General features: G+C 58.7%; 15 protein-coding genes. 3 read left to right on the forward strand and 12 right to left on the reverse strand.

What is annotated here, in order from left to right:
- Positions 1-65: 65 nt before the first annotated feature.
- The 11 genes from HXW87_RS14435 to HXW87_RS14485 all read right to left on the reverse strand — a co-directional run bounded on the left by HXW87_RS14435 (position 66) and on the right by HXW87_RS14485 (position 12,704).
- A complete protein-coding gene (locus tag HXW87_RS14435) occupies positions 66-740 on the reverse strand; it encodes an NADH-quinone oxidoreductase subunit B (protein WP_003223809.1) in 675 nt (224 codons plus the stop codon).
- 10 nt (positions 741-750) lie between these two features.
- Positions 751-1,164: an NADH-quinone oxidoreductase subunit A gene (locus tag HXW87_RS14440; protein ID WP_003223812.1), complete on the reverse strand. Its 414-nt coding sequence runs from the start codon at positions 1,162-1,164 to the stop codon at positions 751-753.
- Positions 1,165-1,906: 742 nt separating this feature from the next.
- Positions 1,907-3,232, reverse strand: a complete 1,326-nt coding sequence (gene aceA / locus HXW87_RS14445; RefSeq protein ID WP_041073228.1) for an isocitrate lyase — start codon at positions 3,230-3,232, stop codon at positions 1,907-1,909.
- Between the two features lie 473 nt (positions 3,233-3,705).
- Complete coding sequence (locus tag HXW87_RS14450; RefSeq protein ID WP_047291730.1) at positions 3,706-4,467, reverse strand: secretin N-terminal domain-containing protein; 762 nt, start codon at positions 4,465-4,467, stop codon at positions 3,706-3,708.
- A 389-nt stretch (positions 4,468-4,856) separates the two neighbouring features.
- On the reverse strand, positions 4,857-5,282 hold the full coding sequence (locus HXW87_RS14455) for a GNAT family N-acetyltransferase (RefSeq protein ID WP_003223818.1): 426 nt from the start codon (positions 5,280-5,282) through the stop codon (positions 4,857-4,859).
- The gene (locus tag HXW87_RS14460) at positions 5,275-6,447 is read right to left on the reverse strand and encodes a cupin domain-containing protein (RefSeq protein WP_239779125.1); all 1,173 of its coding nucleotides are present in this window, start codon (positions 6,445-6,447) and stop codon (positions 5,275-5,277) included. The genes HXW87_RS14455 and HXW87_RS14460 overlap by 8 nt, the downstream gene beginning before the upstream one ends.
- 86 nt (positions 6,448-6,533) lie before the next feature.
- On the reverse strand, positions 6,534-7,904 hold the full coding sequence (purB, locus tag HXW87_RS14465; RefSeq protein WP_047291732.1) for an adenylosuccinate lyase: 1,371 nt from the start codon (positions 7,902-7,904) through the stop codon (positions 6,534-6,536).
- Positions 7,905-8,031: 127 nt separating this feature from the next.
- The gene (gene hflD / locus HXW87_RS14470; protein ID WP_003223824.1) at positions 8,032-8,655 is read right to left on the reverse strand and encodes a high frequency lysogenization protein HflD; all 624 of its coding nucleotides are present in this window, start codon (positions 8,653-8,655) and stop codon (positions 8,032-8,034) included.
- A complete protein-coding gene (gene mnmA, locus HXW87_RS14475) occupies positions 8,652-9,776 on the reverse strand; it encodes a tRNA 2-thiouridine(34) synthase MnmA (protein ID WP_239779126.1) in 1,125 nt (374 codons plus the stop codon). Before mnmA ends, hflD begins: the two co-directional genes overlap by 4 nt.
- 59 nt (positions 9,777-9,835) lie before the next feature.
- A complete protein-coding gene (locus HXW87_RS14480; protein ID WP_041073236.1) occupies positions 9,836-10,282 on the reverse strand; it encodes an NUDIX hydrolase in 447 nt (148 codons plus the stop codon).
- A gap of 196 nt (positions 10,283-10,478) precedes the next feature.
- Positions 10,479-12,704, reverse strand: coding sequence for an NADP-dependent isocitrate dehydrogenase (locus tag HXW87_RS14485; protein ID WP_239779127.1), 2,226 nt, complete (start codon positions 12,702-12,704; stop codon positions 10,479-10,481).
- Between the two features lie 480 nt (positions 12,705-13,184).
- Between HXW87_RS14485 and icd the strand changes: the two genes are divergently transcribed.
- On the forward strand, positions 13,185-14,441 hold the full coding sequence (gene icd, locus HXW87_RS14490; protein ID WP_041073239.1) for an NADP-dependent isocitrate dehydrogenase: 1,257 nt from the start codon (positions 13,185-13,187) through the stop codon (positions 14,439-14,441).
- A 79-nt stretch (positions 14,442-14,520) separates the two neighbouring features.
- Here the strand turns inward: icd and HXW87_RS14495 are convergent, their stop codons facing one another.
- Positions 14,521-14,802 carry a cold shock domain-containing protein gene (locus HXW87_RS14495; protein WP_047292037.1) on the reverse strand — a complete coding sequence of 94 codons (282 nt, stop codon included), beginning with the start codon at positions 14,800-14,802 and terminating at the stop codon, positions 14,521-14,523.
- 224 nt (positions 14,803-15,026) lie between these two features.
- Between HXW87_RS14495 and clpS the strand changes: the two genes are divergently transcribed.
- Together clpS and clpA are read left to right on the forward strand one after the other, a co-directional pair.
- The gene (gene clpS, locus HXW87_RS14500; protein ID WP_011334948.1) at positions 15,027-15,410 is read left to right on the forward strand and encodes an ATP-dependent Clp protease adapter ClpS; all 384 of its coding nucleotides are present in this window, start codon (positions 15,027-15,029) and stop codon (positions 15,408-15,410) included.
- 30 nt (positions 15,411-15,440) lie between these two features.
- Complete coding sequence (gene clpA, locus HXW87_RS14505; RefSeq protein ID WP_095666943.1) at positions 15,441-17,711, forward strand: ATP-dependent Clp protease ATP-binding subunit ClpA; 2,271 nt, start codon at positions 15,441-15,443, stop codon at positions 17,709-17,711.
- Positions 17,712-18,002 lie beyond the last annotated feature (291 nt).

Consider the following 18,002-nt stretch of genomic DNA (forward strand, 5'->3'; position numbering starts at 1 on the left):
ATTTTTTCGCTTTCGGTCAACGTAAAGAATGAAGCCAGCTTCTCGTTTCTTTGAAACAGACTGGATCAGACTTCGTCAGGGCTGCGCAGGTTGGTGACTGCGATTCGCTGTTCGCGGCGCTGTTCCTTTTGCGAAGGCATGTCGGCGCGATAAACGCCTTGGTCGCCAACGACCCAGGAAAGCGGACGACGCTCCTGTCCGATCGATTCCTGCAACAGCATCAAGCCTTGAAGGAATGCTTCCGGACGAGGCGGGCAGCCAGGTACGTAGACGTCCACGGGCAGGAACTTGTCCACCCCTTGAACCACGGAGTAGATGTCGTACATGCCACCGGAGTTGGCGCACGAACCCATGGATATCACCCACTTCGGTTCGAGCATCTGCTCGTAGAGACGCTGAATGATCGGCGCCATCTTGATGAAGCAGGTACCGGCGATAACCATGAAGTCGGCCTGACGCGGTGATGCCCGGATAACTTCGGCGCCAAAGCGCGCGATGTCGTGGGGCGCCGTGAAGGCGGTGGTCATTTCCACGTAGCAGCACGAAAGGCCGAAGTTGTACGGCCACAGGGAGTTTTTACGCCCCCAGTTGACCGCGCCACTCAGCACGTCTTCGAGCTTGCCCATGAAAATGTTTTTGTGGACTTGATCCTCTAACGGATCGGAAACGGTTTCCCGTTCGCCGATCGGATACTGCTCGTTAGGAGCATCGGGGTCGATTCTGGTGAGATTGTATTGCATTGCCAAAGCCTCATTGTTTCAGCTTCGCCTGCCGCTTGCGACGAGCTTCCGGAGCCCAGTCAAGGGCGCCCACTCGGAACAGGTAGACAAGACCTGCCAACAGAATTGCTATGAAAACGAGAGCTTCGACGAATCCGGTCCAGCCGCTTTCGCGGACGGACACAGACCATGCAAAGAGAAAGAGGGCTTCGATATCGAAGATCACGAACAGCATCGCGACCAGATAGAATTTGGCTGAGAGCCGCAAGCGGGCGCCACCTGTAGGTAGCATGCCGGACTCGAACGGTTCGTTTTTGCTGCGGCCCCAGGCTTTTGACCCGAGGAGGCTGGAGACGCCAAGCATGAAGGCGCACAGGCCGACGACACCCAGAAGGAAAATGGCAAAGCCCCAGTTGTGGGCCATGAGTCCTGTCGCTTCGGGCATGCTGGTAATCCTTAACAGAGAGCAAAGGTCTCTGAGCTTGATAAAGAAATAGGCAGTGACGATATGTCGCAGCAATCAATCGCGCTGATTTTATGGCTAAACACCCGGCAAGTAAAATTCCTATAGCGAAATTATTTATTGGAATAAGGACATAGCGTACCTCCGGTACCCTGTAGCCCTTGCAGTGCGGGCATTAGCCAGGTTTTGGCGAATTATGTTTTGTGGGAAATGTAACGAACATAGTTGCTGCTAAATGATAATTGATATCGTTTGCACTGGTTTTGTAACTGTTTAGCGGTGCAGTAAACAGAAAGTTGTCTTATATGCCTGTTACTGCAAGTAGCGGTGGCGAGCGTTTTAGCTGATTTTTGTGTCGTCTATACCGCTCTGGGTCAATGTTTTGTCTCGGGGGCTGAAGACGAAACCTGTGGGAGTGAGCCTGCTCGCGAATGCGGTGGGTCAGTCGCCGCATGTGCAGGCGACACTACGCTTTCGCGAGCAGGCTCGCTCCCACAAGGGTCGTTGCAGGATCTACCCTTTGTAGGAGCTGCCGAAGGCTGCGATCTTTTGACTTTGCTTTTTAAAGACAAGATCAAAAGATCGCAGCCTGCGGCAGTTCCTGCAGGGCGGTGGAATTCTGCGGGCAAAAAAAACGCCCCGAACCAGTCGGGGCGTCAGTCTTGCGGCTTTGCGGTTAGCTTTTTATACGATCCGCAAAGGCCGTTTGCTCAGCGAAGCCGAATCAGTGGAACTGTTCTTCTTCGGTCGAACCGGTCAGCGCGGTGACCGAGGACGTGCCGCCCTGGATTACGGTGGTCATGTCGTCGAAGTAGCCGGTGCCCACTTCCTGCTGGTGAGCCACGAAGGTGTAACCCTTGGCGGCGTCAGCGAATTCCTGCTCCTGCAGCTTCACGTAGGCAGTCATGTCGTTGCGGGCGTAGTCGTGCGCCAGGTTGAACATGCTGTGCCACATGTTGTGAATGCCGGCCAGGGTGATGAACTGGTGCTTGTAGCCCATGGCGGACAGTTCGCGCTGGAACTTGGCGATGGTCGCGTCGTCCAGGTTTTTCTTCCAGTTGAAGGAAGGCGAGCAGTTGTACGACAGGATCTGGTCCGGGTATTCCTTTTTGATCGCTTCGGCGAAGCGACGGGCTTCTTCCAGATCCGGCTTGGCGGTTTCGCACCAGATCAGGTCGGCGTACGGTGCGTAGGCCAGGCCACGGGCGATGGCCTGGTCCAGACCGGCGCGAACCTTGTAGAAACCTTCCTGGGTACGGGTGCCAGTCACGAACGGCTGGTCGTACGGGTCGCAGTCGGAAGTCAGCAGGTCGGCAGCGTTGGCGTCGGTACGGGCCAGGATAATGGTCGGTACGCCGGCAACGTCGGCAGCCAGACGAGCAGCGGTCAGCTTCTGCACGGCTTCCTGGGTAGGAACCAGCACCTTGCCGCCCATGTGGCCGCACTTCTTCACGGAAGCCAGTTGGTCTTCGAAGTGCACGCCGGCGGCGCCTGCTTCGATCATGCTCTTCATCAGTTCGTAGGCGTTCAGTACGCCGCCGAAACCGGCTTCGGCGTCAGCCACGATTGGCGCGAAGTAGTCGATGTAGCCTTCGTCACCCGGGTTCTTGCCGGCTTTCCACTGGATCTGGTCGGCACGACGGAACGAGTTGTTGATGCGCTTGACCACGGTTGGCACCGAGTCCACCGGGTACAGCGACTGGTCCGGGTACATCGATTCGGCGGAGTTGTTGTCCGCAGCCACTTGCCAGCCCGACAGGTAGATCGCCTGGATACCGGCTTTGACCTGCTGAACAGCCTGGCCGCCGGTGAGGGCGCCCATGCAGTTGACGAAATCTTTCTCTGGGCGGAAGGACGGCTTGGCACCCTGGGTCACCAGGTTCCACAGCTTCTCGGCGCCCATTTTTGCAAAGGTGTGCTCAGGTTGAACCGAGCCACGCAGACGGACGACGTCAGCAGCGGAGTAAGTGCGAGTCACGCCTTTCCAGCGCGGGTTTTCAGCCCAGTCTTTTTCAAGGGCTGCAATTTGCTGTTCGCGTGTCAGTGCCATGGAGATAAACCTCGTCGCGTCTTTATGAAAAGTTGTTCTGCGGTGGAAAATTCCTGCGCTCGCTGACCAGAAGCTTAGGCGGTCAGGTCGGGTTCGGCGGGGTAGGCGACGGGATGAACGATGGGCTCGAGGGGAAGTGAGCAGGTAGTGGCGGACTGCGTGCGCATTCGGGCGTCGTGGGCCTTTATACGTTCTACAGCGTGAAGCCGGGTTACCTAATTACGCTTCCGTCCCTCGGGACAACTTCGTTCCAGTCGGCAACCTCGTCAAACACACCTTGTGGGCGGTACAGACACGAAGCGGTTCGCGGGGTAGGTGCGGACGTCACTTCGAAGGCCCTTGCCAGGGCCTCTGATTAGCGGGAGCGAGGCCATCATGCCTTCGCTTTTTTGGCTCGTCAAACGATTTGTAGTGCTTTTTTTCAAGCACTACATCTTTCGTCTAATACGACTAATCAGTCAGTTTTCGGTGCTTTAGTCCAGGGAGTCGACTTTGACCCGCAAGGTCATGTCATCCCGGCCTTGAGTCGAGTAGCTGCGGGTCAGCCCCTGTTTGTCGGCCTGAGTCTGACGATTCACCCCGGCGAGAGTGATCCATTCGCCCAGGCGTCCGCTGACTGTTGTGTCGGTACTTTGCACGTTCACTACATCGGGACGTTCCTGGCTCATGCGGTCACGGTTGGTACTGATTGCCAGGTGAACGATGTCGCCGGTAACGCTTGCCGTCACATAGAAACCCTGGGTGACGTTGCGGTATTGCGTCTGGCTGCTGTAATCGCCGTAGGAGTTGGTCTGGCTGCTGGTGATCGGCACACTTTGACCGACTTGAATCAGCGCCGGCATGCCGTCGGTGGCTTGCACCTGTTGCACGCCGCCGTCGCGACTGGCGGTGCTGCGGCTGATGATGCGGGTCTGGTTCGGTTGGGCGCCGTTGACCGAGTAGCCTTCATCGCCACGGTCGTTGTTTTCATTGGTATCGACCGTGATCAGCAGGCGTTTGGGCGCAGTGTCGAGTTGACTGATCAGCGCCTTGAGTTCCTGGATCTTGTCCGGCTCGGCCTTGATGATCAGTTGATTGCCATAGGCGCTGACCTGACCGTCCTTGCCGATGAAGTCCTGCGCCATCGGCAGCATATCTGCGCTAGTGCGGTAATTGAGGGGCACGATTTCTGTGGCTGCCATCACCGAAAAACTGCAGCCGAGCAGCAGGGTGGTGAGCAGGGTGCGTAGGGACATGTCCGTTATCTCCGCTTTCGAAAGGCTTGATATTGCCAGTTTGTCGGCCCGGGGTGGGGCAAGTTGAATCGTAGACAGCAAAACGCCCCGGCATCCGAAAATGGCGGGGCGTTTTGAGTGGGCGCTCAAGGGCCTTTGTGGTGAGGGGATTTATCCCCGATGGCTGCGAAGCAGACCTGAAATTTTGGGGCCGCTCCGCGACCCATCGGGGATAAATCCCCTCACCACAGGATCTCCAGAGATCACAAAATCAATGGAGGTCTCAGGAGCTCTACTGATCAAGCCGAATGCCGAACCATATCGACATGCGGAATCCCGGCTTCAAGGAATTCCTCACTGANGATCTCCAGAGATCACAAAATCAATGGAGGTCTCAGGAGCTCTACTGATCAAGCCGAATGCCGAACCATATCGACATGCGGAATCCCGGCTTCAAGGAATTCCTCACTGACCAGGCTGAAGCCCAGGCGCTCATAGAACGCTGTGGCCTGTACCTGCGCGCTGAGCATCTGCTGCTGCAGGCCGCGGGCTTCGGCTTCGGCGATGACCGCTTGCATCAGCGCATCGCCCACCTTCATCCCGCGCCAGTCCTTCAGTACCGACACCCGGCCAATGTGCCCGTCGGGCAGCAGGCGCGCGGTGCCGATCGGAAAGTCGCCTTCGAACGCCAGGAAATGTACGGCGGTCGCGTCATCGGCGTCCCATTCAAGCTCGGGTGGCACTGATTGTTCGGCGATGAACACCGTTTCACGAATGCGCCGGATCTCGGCGTTGTCCTTTTGCCAGTCTGCGACACGTACGCGAATCTTATTCATCGGCAAATCCCAGGCTGCCCTGTTTGACCAGCTCACACAGCAGGCCGCGACCGTCGTCGTCGTTCAGCCACTCGCCGAGGTTGTCGACGTGCAGCGCATCGGCGGCGCAGATCATCTTCAACAACTCGCGCAGCTTGCCCGGCAGGTAACGGCTCTGACCGCTGGCGAACAGCAGCAGATCGTCATCGACTTCCGACCAGGCCAGGCGCGCGCTCGGGTTGCGGATCAGCACCGCACCGTCCTGCAGGGCATTGAGGAAGTCATCTTCTTCAACGTCTTCCGGGCCGACCACCAGTTCCGGGTAGCGCGGCTCGGTCATGTACTGGCCGAACCAGGTCAGCAGCAGGCGTTCGTCGCTCATGTGTTCGGCGAGCAGGCTTTTCAGGCGGCCGAGTGCGTCGTGCTGGATCTGATGCGGATCATCGCTGACCGGTTTCGCATCGGCGTCGGTGTAGCGTTCTTCGTCAGTCAGGAACTGGCTGAGGAAGTCAGTGAAATGGGTCAACACTTCAGAGGCGCTCGGCGCGCGGAAACCGACCGAGTAGGTCATGCAGTTGTCGACCGCGACACCGCAGTGGGCCAGGCGCGGTGGCAGGTAGAGCATGTCGCCCGGTTCCAGCACCCACTCTTCGGTTTCGTGGAATTCGGCGAGGATGCGCAGATCCGCGTGTTGCAGCAGCGGGCTCTCGGAGTCGCACATCTGGCCGATCTTCCAGTTGCGCTTGCCGTGGCCTTGCAGCAGGAATACGTCGTAGTTGTCGAAGTGCGGACCGACGCTGCCACCCGGAGCGGCGAAGCTGATCATCACGTCATCGACGCGCCAGCTCGGCAGGAAGCGGAAATTTTCCAGCAGTTCGCTGACTTCCGGGACGAATTGATCAACGGCCTGAACGAGCAAAGTCCACTCTTTTTCCGGCAGTTTGCTGAATTCGTCTTCGGCGAACGGGCCGCGACGCAGCTCCCACGGGCGCTCGCCGTGCTCGATCACCAGGCGCGACTCGACCTCTTCTTCCAGGGCCAGGCCGGCCAGTTCGTCGGCGTCGATCGGGCTTTCGAAGTCAGGAATGGCCTGACGGATCAGCAGCGGCTTTTTCTGCCAGTAATCGCGCATGAATTCGCGCGCCGTAAGACCGCCCAGAAGTTGAAGAGGAGTATCAGGATTCATGTGTAACCTATTGAAAAAAAGCATTTTTCAGACGGGAATAAAAACGCCCGGCGCGGCCGGGCGTCTCAAACGGGTCAAGCGGTGAATCAGATGCGTCTGGCTTGCGCTACAGCGTTACCGATGTAGTTGGCCGGGGTCAGCTGTTTCAGCTCGGCTTTCGCTTCGGCTGGCATGTCCAGGCCGTCGATGAAAGTCTGCAGCGCTTCAGGGCTGATGCCCTTGCCGCGGGTCAGTTCTTTCAGCTTCTCGTACGGGTTTTCGATGTTGTAGCGGCGCATTACGGTCTGGATCGGCTCGGCCAATACTTCCCAGCAAGCGTCCAGATCGGCAGCAATCTTGTCGGCGTTGAGCTCGAGTTTGCTGATGCCTTTGAGGCTGGCTTCGTAGGCGATCACGCTGTGAGCGAAGCCCACGCCGAGGTTGCGCAGTACGGTGGAGTCGGTCAGGTCGCGCTGCCAGCGGGAGATCGGCAGCTTGCTCGCCAGGTGCTGGAACAGTGCGTTGGCGATGCCCAGGTTGCCTTCGGAGTTTTCGAAGTCGATCGGGTTGACCTTGTGCGGCATGGTCGACGAACCGATTTCGCCAGCGATGGTGCGCTGCTTGAAGTAACCCAGGGAGATGTAGCCCCAGATGTCACGGTCAAAGTCGATCAGGATGGTGTTGAAGCGCGCAATGGCGTCAAACAGCTCGGCGATGTAGTCGTGCGGTTCGATCTGTGTGGTGTACGGGTTGAAGCCCAGGCCCAGCTCGTCTTCGATGAACGCACGGGCGTTGGCTTCCCAGTCGATCTGCGGGTAGGCCGACAGGTGCGCATTGTAGTTGCCCACGGCACCGTTGATCTTGCCCAGCAGCGGCACGGCAGCGACTTGAGCGATCTGACGCTCGAGGCGGTAAACCACGTTCGCCAGCTCTTTGCCCAGTGTGGTTGGGGAGGCCGGCTGGCCGTGAGTGCGCGACAGCATCGGCACGTCGGCGAAACGGATCGCCAGTTCGCGGATGGCGTTGGCAGTCTGGCGCATCAGCGGCAGCATCACGTCGTCACGGCCTTCGCGCAGCATCAGGGCGTGGGACAGGTTGTTGATGTCTTCACTGGTGCAGGCAAAGTGAATGAACTCGCTGACCTTGGCCAGCTCCGGCAGTTTGGCCGCCTGCTCTTTGAGCAGGTATTCGATCGCCTTGACGTCGTGGTTGGTGGTGCGCTCGATCTCTTTGACGCGCTCGGCGTGCTCCAGCGAGAAGTTTTCAGCCAGTTCATTCAGAACGGCGTTGGCCTCGGCGGAGAAGGCGGGCACTTCCGGGATACCGGCGTGGGCGGCCAGGCGCTGGAGCCAGCGCACTTCAACCAGGACGCGGGCACGGATCAGGCCGTACTCGCTGAAAATCGGGCGCAGGGCCTGGGTTTTGCCGGCGTAGCGGCCGTCAACAGGGGAAACCGCAGTGAGCGAAGAGAGCTGCATGGGGTGTTCTCGGACAGTCGGGCAACGAAATGGGGCGCGTATCATACATGAAAAAATCCGCCGGTCCGTTGCCAACTGACCGGCGTATTACGCGCTACAGACTACAAAACTTTTATCGCGCGACGATTTACTCGCTGCGCATCAACGGATACAGCTCTTTGAGCAGCTTGCGCCGGCTGATCACCAACTGCCAGCGGTGGCCGCCGAGCTGTCGCCACAGGCGCGCCGAACGGATGCCGGCCAGCAGCAAGGCGCGGATTTTCGAGGCATTGCTCGGTTGTTGCAGGTTGCGCATGTCGCCATGCACCTGAATCCGCTGGCGCAGTGTGCTCAAAGTGTCCTGATACAGCGCACCGCAAGCGGCGATCACGTTTTCGTGGGCCGGGCCGAAATGTTCGACCTGTGACTGGATCTGCGGCAAGCGCTTGCCGATGGTGTCGAGCATGTCGTCTCGTTTGGCCAATTGCCGCTCAAGGCCGAGCATCGACAGGGCGTAGCGCAGCGGCTCGCGCTGCAGGGTGCTGGGGTCGCGCTCAAGAGCGCCGATCAATGCACGGTAGCCTTCGCGCAGATTGAGGTCGTCGCCGCCGTACACATCCAGTGTGTCCTTCGGGTCGCGTACCAGCAGGCTGCCGAGCATGCAGCTCAGGCCGGCCTCGCTGGTCTGCCCGGTCTTGGCGATCCGGTCGACCAGCACGGCGGCGAGAAACACGCCGCCCAGCGCCGTCAGTTGCTCCTGAGTCGGGCTCATGCCTGGCCGCTCCACGGCTCGGCAACTTCGATCACGCCGCCGCCGAGGCAGATTTCACCGTCGTAGAACACCACGGACTGGCCCGGGGTGACAGCGCGCTGCGGCTCGTCGAACACGGCGCGATAGCCGCTGGCGGTTTTTTCCAGGGTGCAAGCCTGGTCGCTCTGGCGATAACGCACTTTGGCGGTGAGGCGCAGTGGCTGGCTCAGGTCGATCGGATTGACCCAGTAGATTTCCGAGGCGAGCAGGGCGCTGGAGAACAGCCACGGATGGTTGTTGCCCTGACCGACGATCAGCTCGTTGGTGTCCAGATCCTTGCGCAACACGTACCACGGCTCGTCGCCGGCATCTTTCAGACCGCCGATACCCAGGCCCTGACGCTGACCGATGGTGTGGTACATCAAGCCGTGGTGACGGCCGATGACCTCGCCTTCGGTGGTCTTGATCTCGCCCGGTTGCGCCGGCAGGTATTGCTTGAGGAAATCGCTGAAGCGTCGTTCGCCGATGAAGCAGATTCCGGTGGAATCCTTCTTCTTGGCGGTCGCCAGCTCGTATTTCTCGGCAATCGCACGCACTTCGGGCTTTTCCAGTTCACCGACCGGGAACAGGGTCTTGGCAATCTGTTCGCCGCCGACGGCGTGCAGGAAATAGCTCTGGTCCTTGTTCGGATCGAGGCCCTTGAGCAGTTCGGTGCGGCCATCGATGTCGCGACGGCGCACATAGTGGCCGGTGGCGATCAGGTCGGCGCCAAGCATCATGGCGTAGTCGAGGAATGCCTTGAACTTGATCTCGCGGTTGCACAGGATGTCCGGGTTCGGCGTGCGACCGGCCTTGTATTCGGCGAGGAAGTGCTCGAACACGTTGTCCCAGTACTCGGCGGCAAAGTTGGCGGTGTGCAGCTTTATGCCGATCTTGTCGCACACGGCCTGGGCATCCGCCAGGTCATCCATGGCGGTGCAGTATTCCGTTCCGTCGTCTTCTTCCCAGTTCTTCATGAACAGGCCTTCCACCTCGTAACCCTGCTCGATCAGCAGGAGAGCGGAAACGGAAGAGTCCACGCCGCCGGACATGCCGACAATGACGCGCTTCTTGGATGTGTCAGAATGGGCTGGATCACGCATAGGGATTCAATGAGTGTCTTGAAAAAGGACGCGATTCTAGCAGGCTCACGGCCTCAAGGCTAAAGAGAAGGGCGGATCAGTTCCAGACTGAAGTGATGGCCGGCCAGATAGTCGTCGATGCAGCGGATGATCAGCTCGCTGCGCCAATTGTCGCGCTGGGCGATTAATTCGCTGCGGGTCAACCACTTGGCGCCGACGATGCCGTCGTCGAGTTGATAGTCCGGGTGGTGTTTCACCGCTTTGGCGCTGAAGCACACGCGTTGATACGTCACGCCGTTGCTCGGCGCGGTGTACAGGTAAATCCCGATCACGCCGGTGGGTTCGACGTCCCAGCCGGTTTCCTCAAGGGTTTCGCGGATGGCGGCGTCAATCAGGGTTTCGTCCGGGTCGAGATGGCCGGCGGGCTGGTTCAGCACGTTACGCCCGGCCTTGTGTTCTTCGACCATCAGAAAGCGGCCATTGTCTTCGACGATGGTGGCTACGGTGATGTGGGGGAGCCATTCCATAAAACCTTCCTCAATATCCAGGTTTAACCGATTCACTGTGGGAGCTGGCTTGCCAGCGATGGCGGCTTATCATTCACCATTGAAAGTGCCTGATCCACCGCTATCGCTGGCAAGCCAGCTCCCACAGGGTTTCGTGTTGTGTTTGGAAACACAAACCCCGGCACAGGGCCGGGGTTTGTGATGTTCCCTTACAACCTTAAACCAGCGCAGCAATCGCCGCGTTGAAGGTTGCGCTTGGGCGCATTGCCTTGCTGATCAGCTCGGCGTCGGCGTGGTAGTAACCACCGATGTCCACTGGCTTGCCCTGCACGGCGTTGAGTTCGGCAACGATGGTCGCCTCGTTCTCGGTCAGGGTTTTGGCCAGCGTCGCGAACTGCGCTTGCAGTGCAGCGTCTTCGGTCTGGGCGGCCAGGGCCTGAGCCCAGTACAGCGCCAGGTAGAAGTGGCTGCCGCGGTTGTCGATGTTGCCGACTTTGCGCGATGGCGACTTGTTGTTGTCGAGGAACTGGCCAGTGGCCTGATCCAGGGTCTTGGACAGAATCAGTGCTTTCGGGTTGTTGTAGTTCACACCCAAATGCTCGAGGGACGCTGCCAGCGCGAGGAATTCGCCCAGCGAATCCCAGCGCAGGAAGTTTTCTTCGACCAGTTGCTGCACGTGCTTCGGTGCCGAACCGCCAGCGCCGGTTTCGAACAGGCCACCGCCGTTCATCAGCGGCACGATCGACAGCATCTTGGCGCTGGTGCCCAGTTCCATGATCGGGAACAGGTCGGTCAGGTAGTCGCGCAGGACGTTGCCGGTCACCGAAATGGTGTCCTTGCCTTCGCGGGTGCGCTGCAGGGTGTACTTCATGGCATCGACCGGCGCCATGATCTGGATGTCCAGGCCGCTGGTGTCGTGATCCTTCAGGTACGCCTGAACCTTCTCGATGACCACGCCGTCGTGGGCGCGCATCGGGTCCAGCCAGAAGATCGCCGGGGTGCTGCTGGCGCGAGCGCGGTTGACGGCCAGTTTGACCCAGTCCTGAATCGGCGCGTCTTTGGTCTGGCACATGCGGAAGATGTCGCCGGCTTCAACAGCCTGTTCCATCAGCAGGTTGCCCTTGCTGTCGGTGACGCGAACCACGCCGTCAGCCTTGATCTGGAACGTCTTGTCGTGCGAGCCGTACTCTTCGGCTTTCTTCGCCATCAGGCCAACGTTTGGCACGCTGCCCATGGTGGTCGGATCGAACGCGCCGTTGGCTTTGCAATCTTCGATCACGGCCTGGTAGATGGTGGCGTAGCAACGATCCGGGATCACTGCCTTGGTGTCGTGCAGTTGACCGTCGGTGCCCCACATCTTGCCGGAGTCACGGATCATCGCCGGCATCGAGGCGTCGACGATGACGTCGCTCGGCACGTGCAGGTTGGTGATGCCCTTGTCGGAGTTGACCATCGCCAGCGACGGACGCGCGGCGTAGACCGCGGCGATATCGGCTTCGATCTGCGCTTGCTGCTCGGCCGGCAGGGCCTTGATGCGCGCGTACAGATCGCCAATGCCGTTGTTCAGGTTGAAGCCGATCTGGGCCAGCACGTCAGCGTGCTTGGTCAGGGCGTCTTTATAGAACTCGGCAACGATCTGGCCGAACATGATCGGGTCGGAAACCTTCATCATGGTCGCTTTCAGGTGCACCGAGAGCAGTACGCCTTGCGCCTTGGCGCTGTCGATTTCAGCGGCGATGAACGCGCGCAGGGCGTTTTTGCTCATCACGGCGCAGTCGAGGATCTCGCCGGCCTGAACGCTGGTTTTTTCTTTCAGGACGGTCGCGGTGCCATCTTTGGCGATCAGTTCGATCTTCACAGCGTCAGCGGCGTCGATCAGGGCAGCTTTTTCGCTGCCGTAGAAATCGCCGGTGCTCATGTGAGCGACGTGGGACTTGGAGTCTTTGGCCCAGGCGCCCATTTTGTGCGGGTGCTTGCGCGCATAGTTCTTGACCGACAGCGGAGCACGGCGGTCGGAGTTGCCTTCACGCAGAACCGGGTTCACGGCGCTGCCCTTGACCTTGTCGTAACGCGCCTTGGCTTCTTTTTCGGCGTCGTTGGTCACGGTTTCCGGGTAGTCCGGCAGGTTGTAACCCTGGGCTTGCAGCTCTTTGATTGCCGCTTGCAGCTGAGGTACCGAAGCACTGATGTTCGGCAGCTTGATGATGTTGGCTTCAGGCGTAACGGCCAGGGCGCCCAGTTCGGCGAGGTGGTCGGCTACGGCTTTTTCGCCCAGTTGCTCGGGGAAGCTGGCCAGGATGCGTGCTGCAAGAGAGATATCGCGGGTTTCCACGGCGATATCGGCCGAGGCGGTGTAAGCCTCGATGATCGGCAGCAGGGAATAGGTGGCGAGGGCTGGAGCTTCGTCGGTGAAGGTATAGATGATCTTCGAGCGGGTGGGCATATTCGGATTAACTCTCTCTTCTTTGCTAAAGCGTGCGCAGAAACTCGAGGGGCGCCGGGTAAGCGCGTTCGTTCAAAGTCATCCATGAACCGAATGTCGAGAATCTTCGCGGTGATGTTGGGTGCATCGTTGAGCGTCAAGCAGTCAGGTTGCGGTAACAACCCGACCAATCAGGCGGAAAGTCTCGTGCTAGAGAGGCCAGCCGTCGTGACCCTTTGGTCAGCGGGCGGCATTATACATAGGTAGCTGGCAATCTGCCGATGGTTCATATGCAACCGGTCTCGTCCATTGGTCTAAAGGTCGCAGGGCGGGGTGGGGCGTAGAGTCGCCGGGAATGCTTGAGTTTGGCGCTTTTCCCTTTGCTTTCAGGCTTGTACGAAACCAGATGTGCCCGCGTCGTGAACAGAGGGTTTGCGTGTTGATTTAACTGGGTTACGCTCGAACCAAGCCAGATGTTCAATCCAAACAATGGAGTTCAGCATGGGTTACAAGAAGATTCAGGTTCCAGCCGTCGGCGACAAAATCACCGTCAATGCAGACCATTCTCTCAATGTTCCTGATAACCCGATCATCCCCTTCATTGAAGGTGACGGCATTGGCGTCGACGTCAGCCCGGTGATGATCAAAGTGGTTGATGCTGCCGTGGCCAAGGCCTACGGGGGCAAGCGCAAGATTTCCTGGATGGAGGTTTATGCTGGCGAAAAAGCGACTCAGGTCTATGACCAGGATACCTGGCTGCCCCAGGAAACCCTGGACGCCGTCAAGGATTACGTGGTCTCCATCAAAGGCCCGCTGACCACCCCGGTCGGTGGCGGCATCCGCTCCCTCAACGTGGCCCTGCGCCAGCAGCTCGATCTCTATGTCTGCCTGCGCCCTGTGGTGTGGTTCGAAGGCGTGCCGAGCCCGGTGAAAAAGCCTGGCGACGTCGACATGGTGATCTTCCGCGAGAACTCCGAAGACATCTATGCCGGCATCGAATGGAAGGCCGGCTCTCCTGAGGCCACCAAAGTCATCAAGTTTCTGAAAGAAGAAATGGGCGTCACCAAGATCCGTTTTGACCAGGATTGCGGTATCGGCATCAAGCCTGTTTCCAAGGAAGGCACCAAACGTCTGGTGCGTAAGGCCTTGCAATACGTGGTGGACAACGACCGCAAGTCGCTGACCATCGTGCACAAGGGCAACATCATGAAATTCACCGAAGGTGCCTTCAAGGACTGGGGTTACGAGGTGGCGAAGGAAGAATTCGGCGCCGAGCTGCTCGATGGCGGCCCATGGATGAAATTCAAGAACCCGAAAACCGGCCGTGAGGTCATCGTCAAGGATGCCATTGCCGACGCCATGCTCCAGCAGATCCTGCTGCGTCCGGCCGAATACGATGTGATCGCCACGCTGAACCTCAACGGTGACTACCTCTCCGATGCCCTGGCGGCTGAAGTGGGCGGTATCGGTATCGCGCCGGGTGCCAACCTGTCGGATACCGTGGCGATGTTCGAGGCGACCCACGGTACCGCGCCGAAGTACGCCGGCAAGGACCAGGTCAACCCGGGCTCGGTGATTCTGTCGGCCGAGATGATGCTGCGTCATCTGGGCTGGACCGAAGCGGCTGACCTGATCATCAAGGGCACCAATGGCGCCATCAAGGCCAAGACCGTGACTTACGACTTCGAACGTCTGATGGAAGGCGCCACGCTGGTGTCTTCTTCGGGCTTCGGTGAAGCGATCGTCAAGCACATGTAAGAAAGGCAGTTGCAACAAAGCCGCCCGGCTCGAGTGATCGAGCCGGGCGGTTTGTTTTCTGGCAGGTGTCCGGTTGGCTTCAGCTGGTCACGGATTGGTGATGAGCGGCTGTCGAGGCACTATCTTTTGCGGCCTCGACATTCTGAATTTTTGTGGCGTGCAGGCCTTTGGGCCCTTGCACGATCTCGAATTTGACTTCTTGCCCGGCTTTAAGGGTTTTGTACCCGTCCATTTCAATGGCGGAGTAATGGGCAAAGAAATCGATCTCCTTGCCATCCTCGTCCTTCCCCTCGCGGGAGTCGGTGTTAATGAAACCGAACCCCTTGGCATTGTTGAACCATTTCACCTTGCCGACAGCCATGCTCAAATCCCTCTGCAACAGTCTCCATCGCTGGAGTATCATCCAATTCATCCGCAATCGAATCCGTTAAAAAGATTGACTCCGCGGATCTTTTTTACCCACTGTGGGCTCTATTGGTTGTAACACCGTTTTCCCGATAGTCAAGGTGACCGGGCAGTCGGAGTTGAAAAGGTGTACAGCCGCCCCCACCACTGTATTTGCACAACTGACGAACCTTTCTTTCCATGCATGCAATCAGCCAGATTCGACTAACATTCAATCAGGATCGCCCGCTTCTCCAGAAGGATCTTCCACAGGAGCACGACGACGATTCGGCAGGCGTTGCTGTTCAGGAAGCAAAGCCTGCGTTACAGGCGCCGCCGATGTACAAGGTGGTTTTGTTCAACGATGACTACACACCGATGGATTTCGTCGTCGAAGTGCTCGAGGTGTTTTTTAACCTGAATCGCGAGCTGGCGACCAAGGTCATGCTGGCCGTTCACACAGAAGGACGGGCAGTATGTGGAGTGTTTACCCGCGACATCGCCGAGACAAAGGCCATGCAGGTCAACCAGTACGCCAGGGAAAGCCAGCATCCGCTACTCTGTGAAATCGAGAAGGACGGTTAATCGCCGACCACTTGGGTATGAGGTGAAGCTATGTTAAACCGCGAGCTCGAAGTCACCCTCAATCTTGCCTTCAAGGAGGCTCGTTCGAAGCGTCATGAATTCATGACCGTCGAACACCTGCTGCTGGCCCTATTGGACAATGAGGCTGCCGCCACCGTATTGCGTGCCTGCGGCGCAAACCTCGACAAACTCAAGCACGACCTGCAGGAGTTCATCGACTCAACCACGCCATTGATCCCCGTCCACGACGAAGATCGCGAAACCCAGCCGACCCTGGGCTTCCAGCGTGTACTGCAACGTGCTGTTTTTCATGTACAGAGCTCGGGCAAACGCGAAGTGACTGGCGCCAACGTGCTGGTTGCAATCTTCAGTGAGCAAGAGAGTCAGGCCGTGTTCCTGCTGAAACAGCAGAGCGTTGCGCGCATTGATGTCGTCAACTATATCGCCCATGGCATCTCCAAGGTGCCGGGGCATGGCGATCACTCTGAAGGTGAACAAGATATGCAGGACGACGAGGGCGGTGAGTCTTCTTCTTCAGGCAATCCGCTGGACGCTTATGCCAGCAATCTCAACGAACTTGCTCGCCAGGGGCGGATCGATCCGCTGGTCGGTCGTGAGACGGAAGTCGAGCGTGTCGCGCAGATCCTCGCGCGTCGACGCAAGAACAATCCGCTGTTGGTGGGCGAGGCGGGCGTGGGTAAAACCGCGATTGCCGAAGGCCTGGCCAAGCGCATTGTCGACAACCAGGTGCCGGATCTGCTGGCCAACAGCGTCGTCTATTCGCTCGACCTCGGCGCTCTGCTTGCAGGCACCAAGTATCGCGGTGATTTCGAGAAGCGCTTCAAGGCGCTGCTCAATGAACTGAAAAAACGTCCGCAGGCGATCCTGTTCATCGACGAGATCCACACCATCATCGGTGCGGGTGCCGCGTCCGGTGGCGTGATGGATGCCTCGAACCTGCTCAAGCCGCTGCTATCGTCTGGCGACATCCGCTGCATCGGCTCGACCACGTTCCAGGAATTTCGCGGCATCTTCGAGAAGGATCGTGCGTTGGCACGACGCTTCCAGAAAGTCGATGTTGTCGAGCCGTCGGTGGAGGACACCATCGGTATCCTGCGCGGCCTGAAGGGGCGTTTCGAGCAGCACCACAACATCGAATACAGCGATGAGTCGTTGCGCGCGGCTGCTGAACTGGCATCGCGTTATATCAATGACCGGCACATGCCGGACAAGGCCATCGACGTGATCGACGAAGCGGGTGCCTACCAGCGTCTGCAGCCGGCCGACAAGCGCGTGAAGCGCATTGACGTGCCACAGGTTGAAGACATCGTGGCGAAAATCGCGCGGATTCCGCCGAAACATGTCACCAGCTCCGACAAGGAACTGCTGCGCAATCTGGAGCGTGACCTGAAGCTGACGGTATTTGGTCAGGACGCGGCGATCGATTCGCTGTCGACCGCGATCAAGCTGTCTCGTGCCGGGCTCAAGTCGCCTGACAAGCCTGTCGGTTCGTTCCTGTTCGCAGGGCCCACCGGTGTCGGTAAAACCGAGGCCGCGCGGCAACTGGCCAAGGCGCTGGGCATCGAACTGGTGCGCTTCGACATGTCCGAGTACATGGAGCGTCACACCGTATCGCGTCTGATCGGTGCGCCTCCGGGCTATGTCGGCTTTGATCAGGGCGGTCTGTTGACCGAAGCGATCACCAAGCAACCGCACTGCGTATTGCTGCTCGATGAAATCGAGAAGGCGCATCCGGAAGTCTTCAACCTGCTGCTGCAGGTGATGGACCACGGCACGCTCACCGACAACAACGGGCGCAAGGCGGATTTCCGCAATGTGATCGTGATCATGACCACCAACGCCGGTGCCGAAACTGCGGCGCGTGCTTCGATCGGTTTCACTCATCAGGATCATTCGTCCGATGCGATGGAAGTGATCAAGAAGAGCTTCACGCCGGAATTCCGTAACCGTCTGGACACCATTATCCAGTTTGGTCGCCTCAGCCATGAGGTCATCAAAAGTGTGGTGGACAAGTTCCTTACCGAACTGCAGGCGCAGCTGGAAGACAAGCGTGTGCTGCTTGAGGTCACTGATGCCGCGCGTAGCTGGCTGGCGGCGGGTGGTTATGACTCGGCGATGGGCGCACGTCCGATGGCGCGTCTGATCCAGGACAAGATCAAGCGTCCGCTGGCGGAGGAGATTCTGTTTGGCGAGCTGGCCGAGCATGGCGGTGTGGTGCACATCGACATCAAGGATGGTGAGTTGACGTTTGACTTCGAAACCACGGCTGAGATGGCCTGACGGCTGTAAGACAAGAGGGCGCCTTCGGGCGCCTTTTTGTTGTCTGATGTTTTTGGGTGTATATCCGTTGCTGCGGTAGCGGCTGCTTAGGGTTCCGCCCTTACGGCGGGTCACTTTGGCAAACGCCCCAAAGTAACCAAAGGGCTTTACCCTGACGTTCGGCCCTCGCTTAGGCTCGGGTTCCTTCGCTCCGGGATTCATCCGGGGTACAGCGCCTACGGTTTGCTTCGCTGCACCTCCTCTCGCTGTGTTTGGCTGCGCCAAACGGTCGCTGCGCTCCCACCCCCGGAT

Source organism: Pseudomonas sp. Y5-11, from assembly GCF_022368695.1.
GTDB classification, from domain to species: domain Bacteria; phylum Pseudomonadota; class Gammaproteobacteria; order Pseudomonadales; family Pseudomonadaceae; genus Aquipseudomonas; species Aquipseudomonas parakoreensis.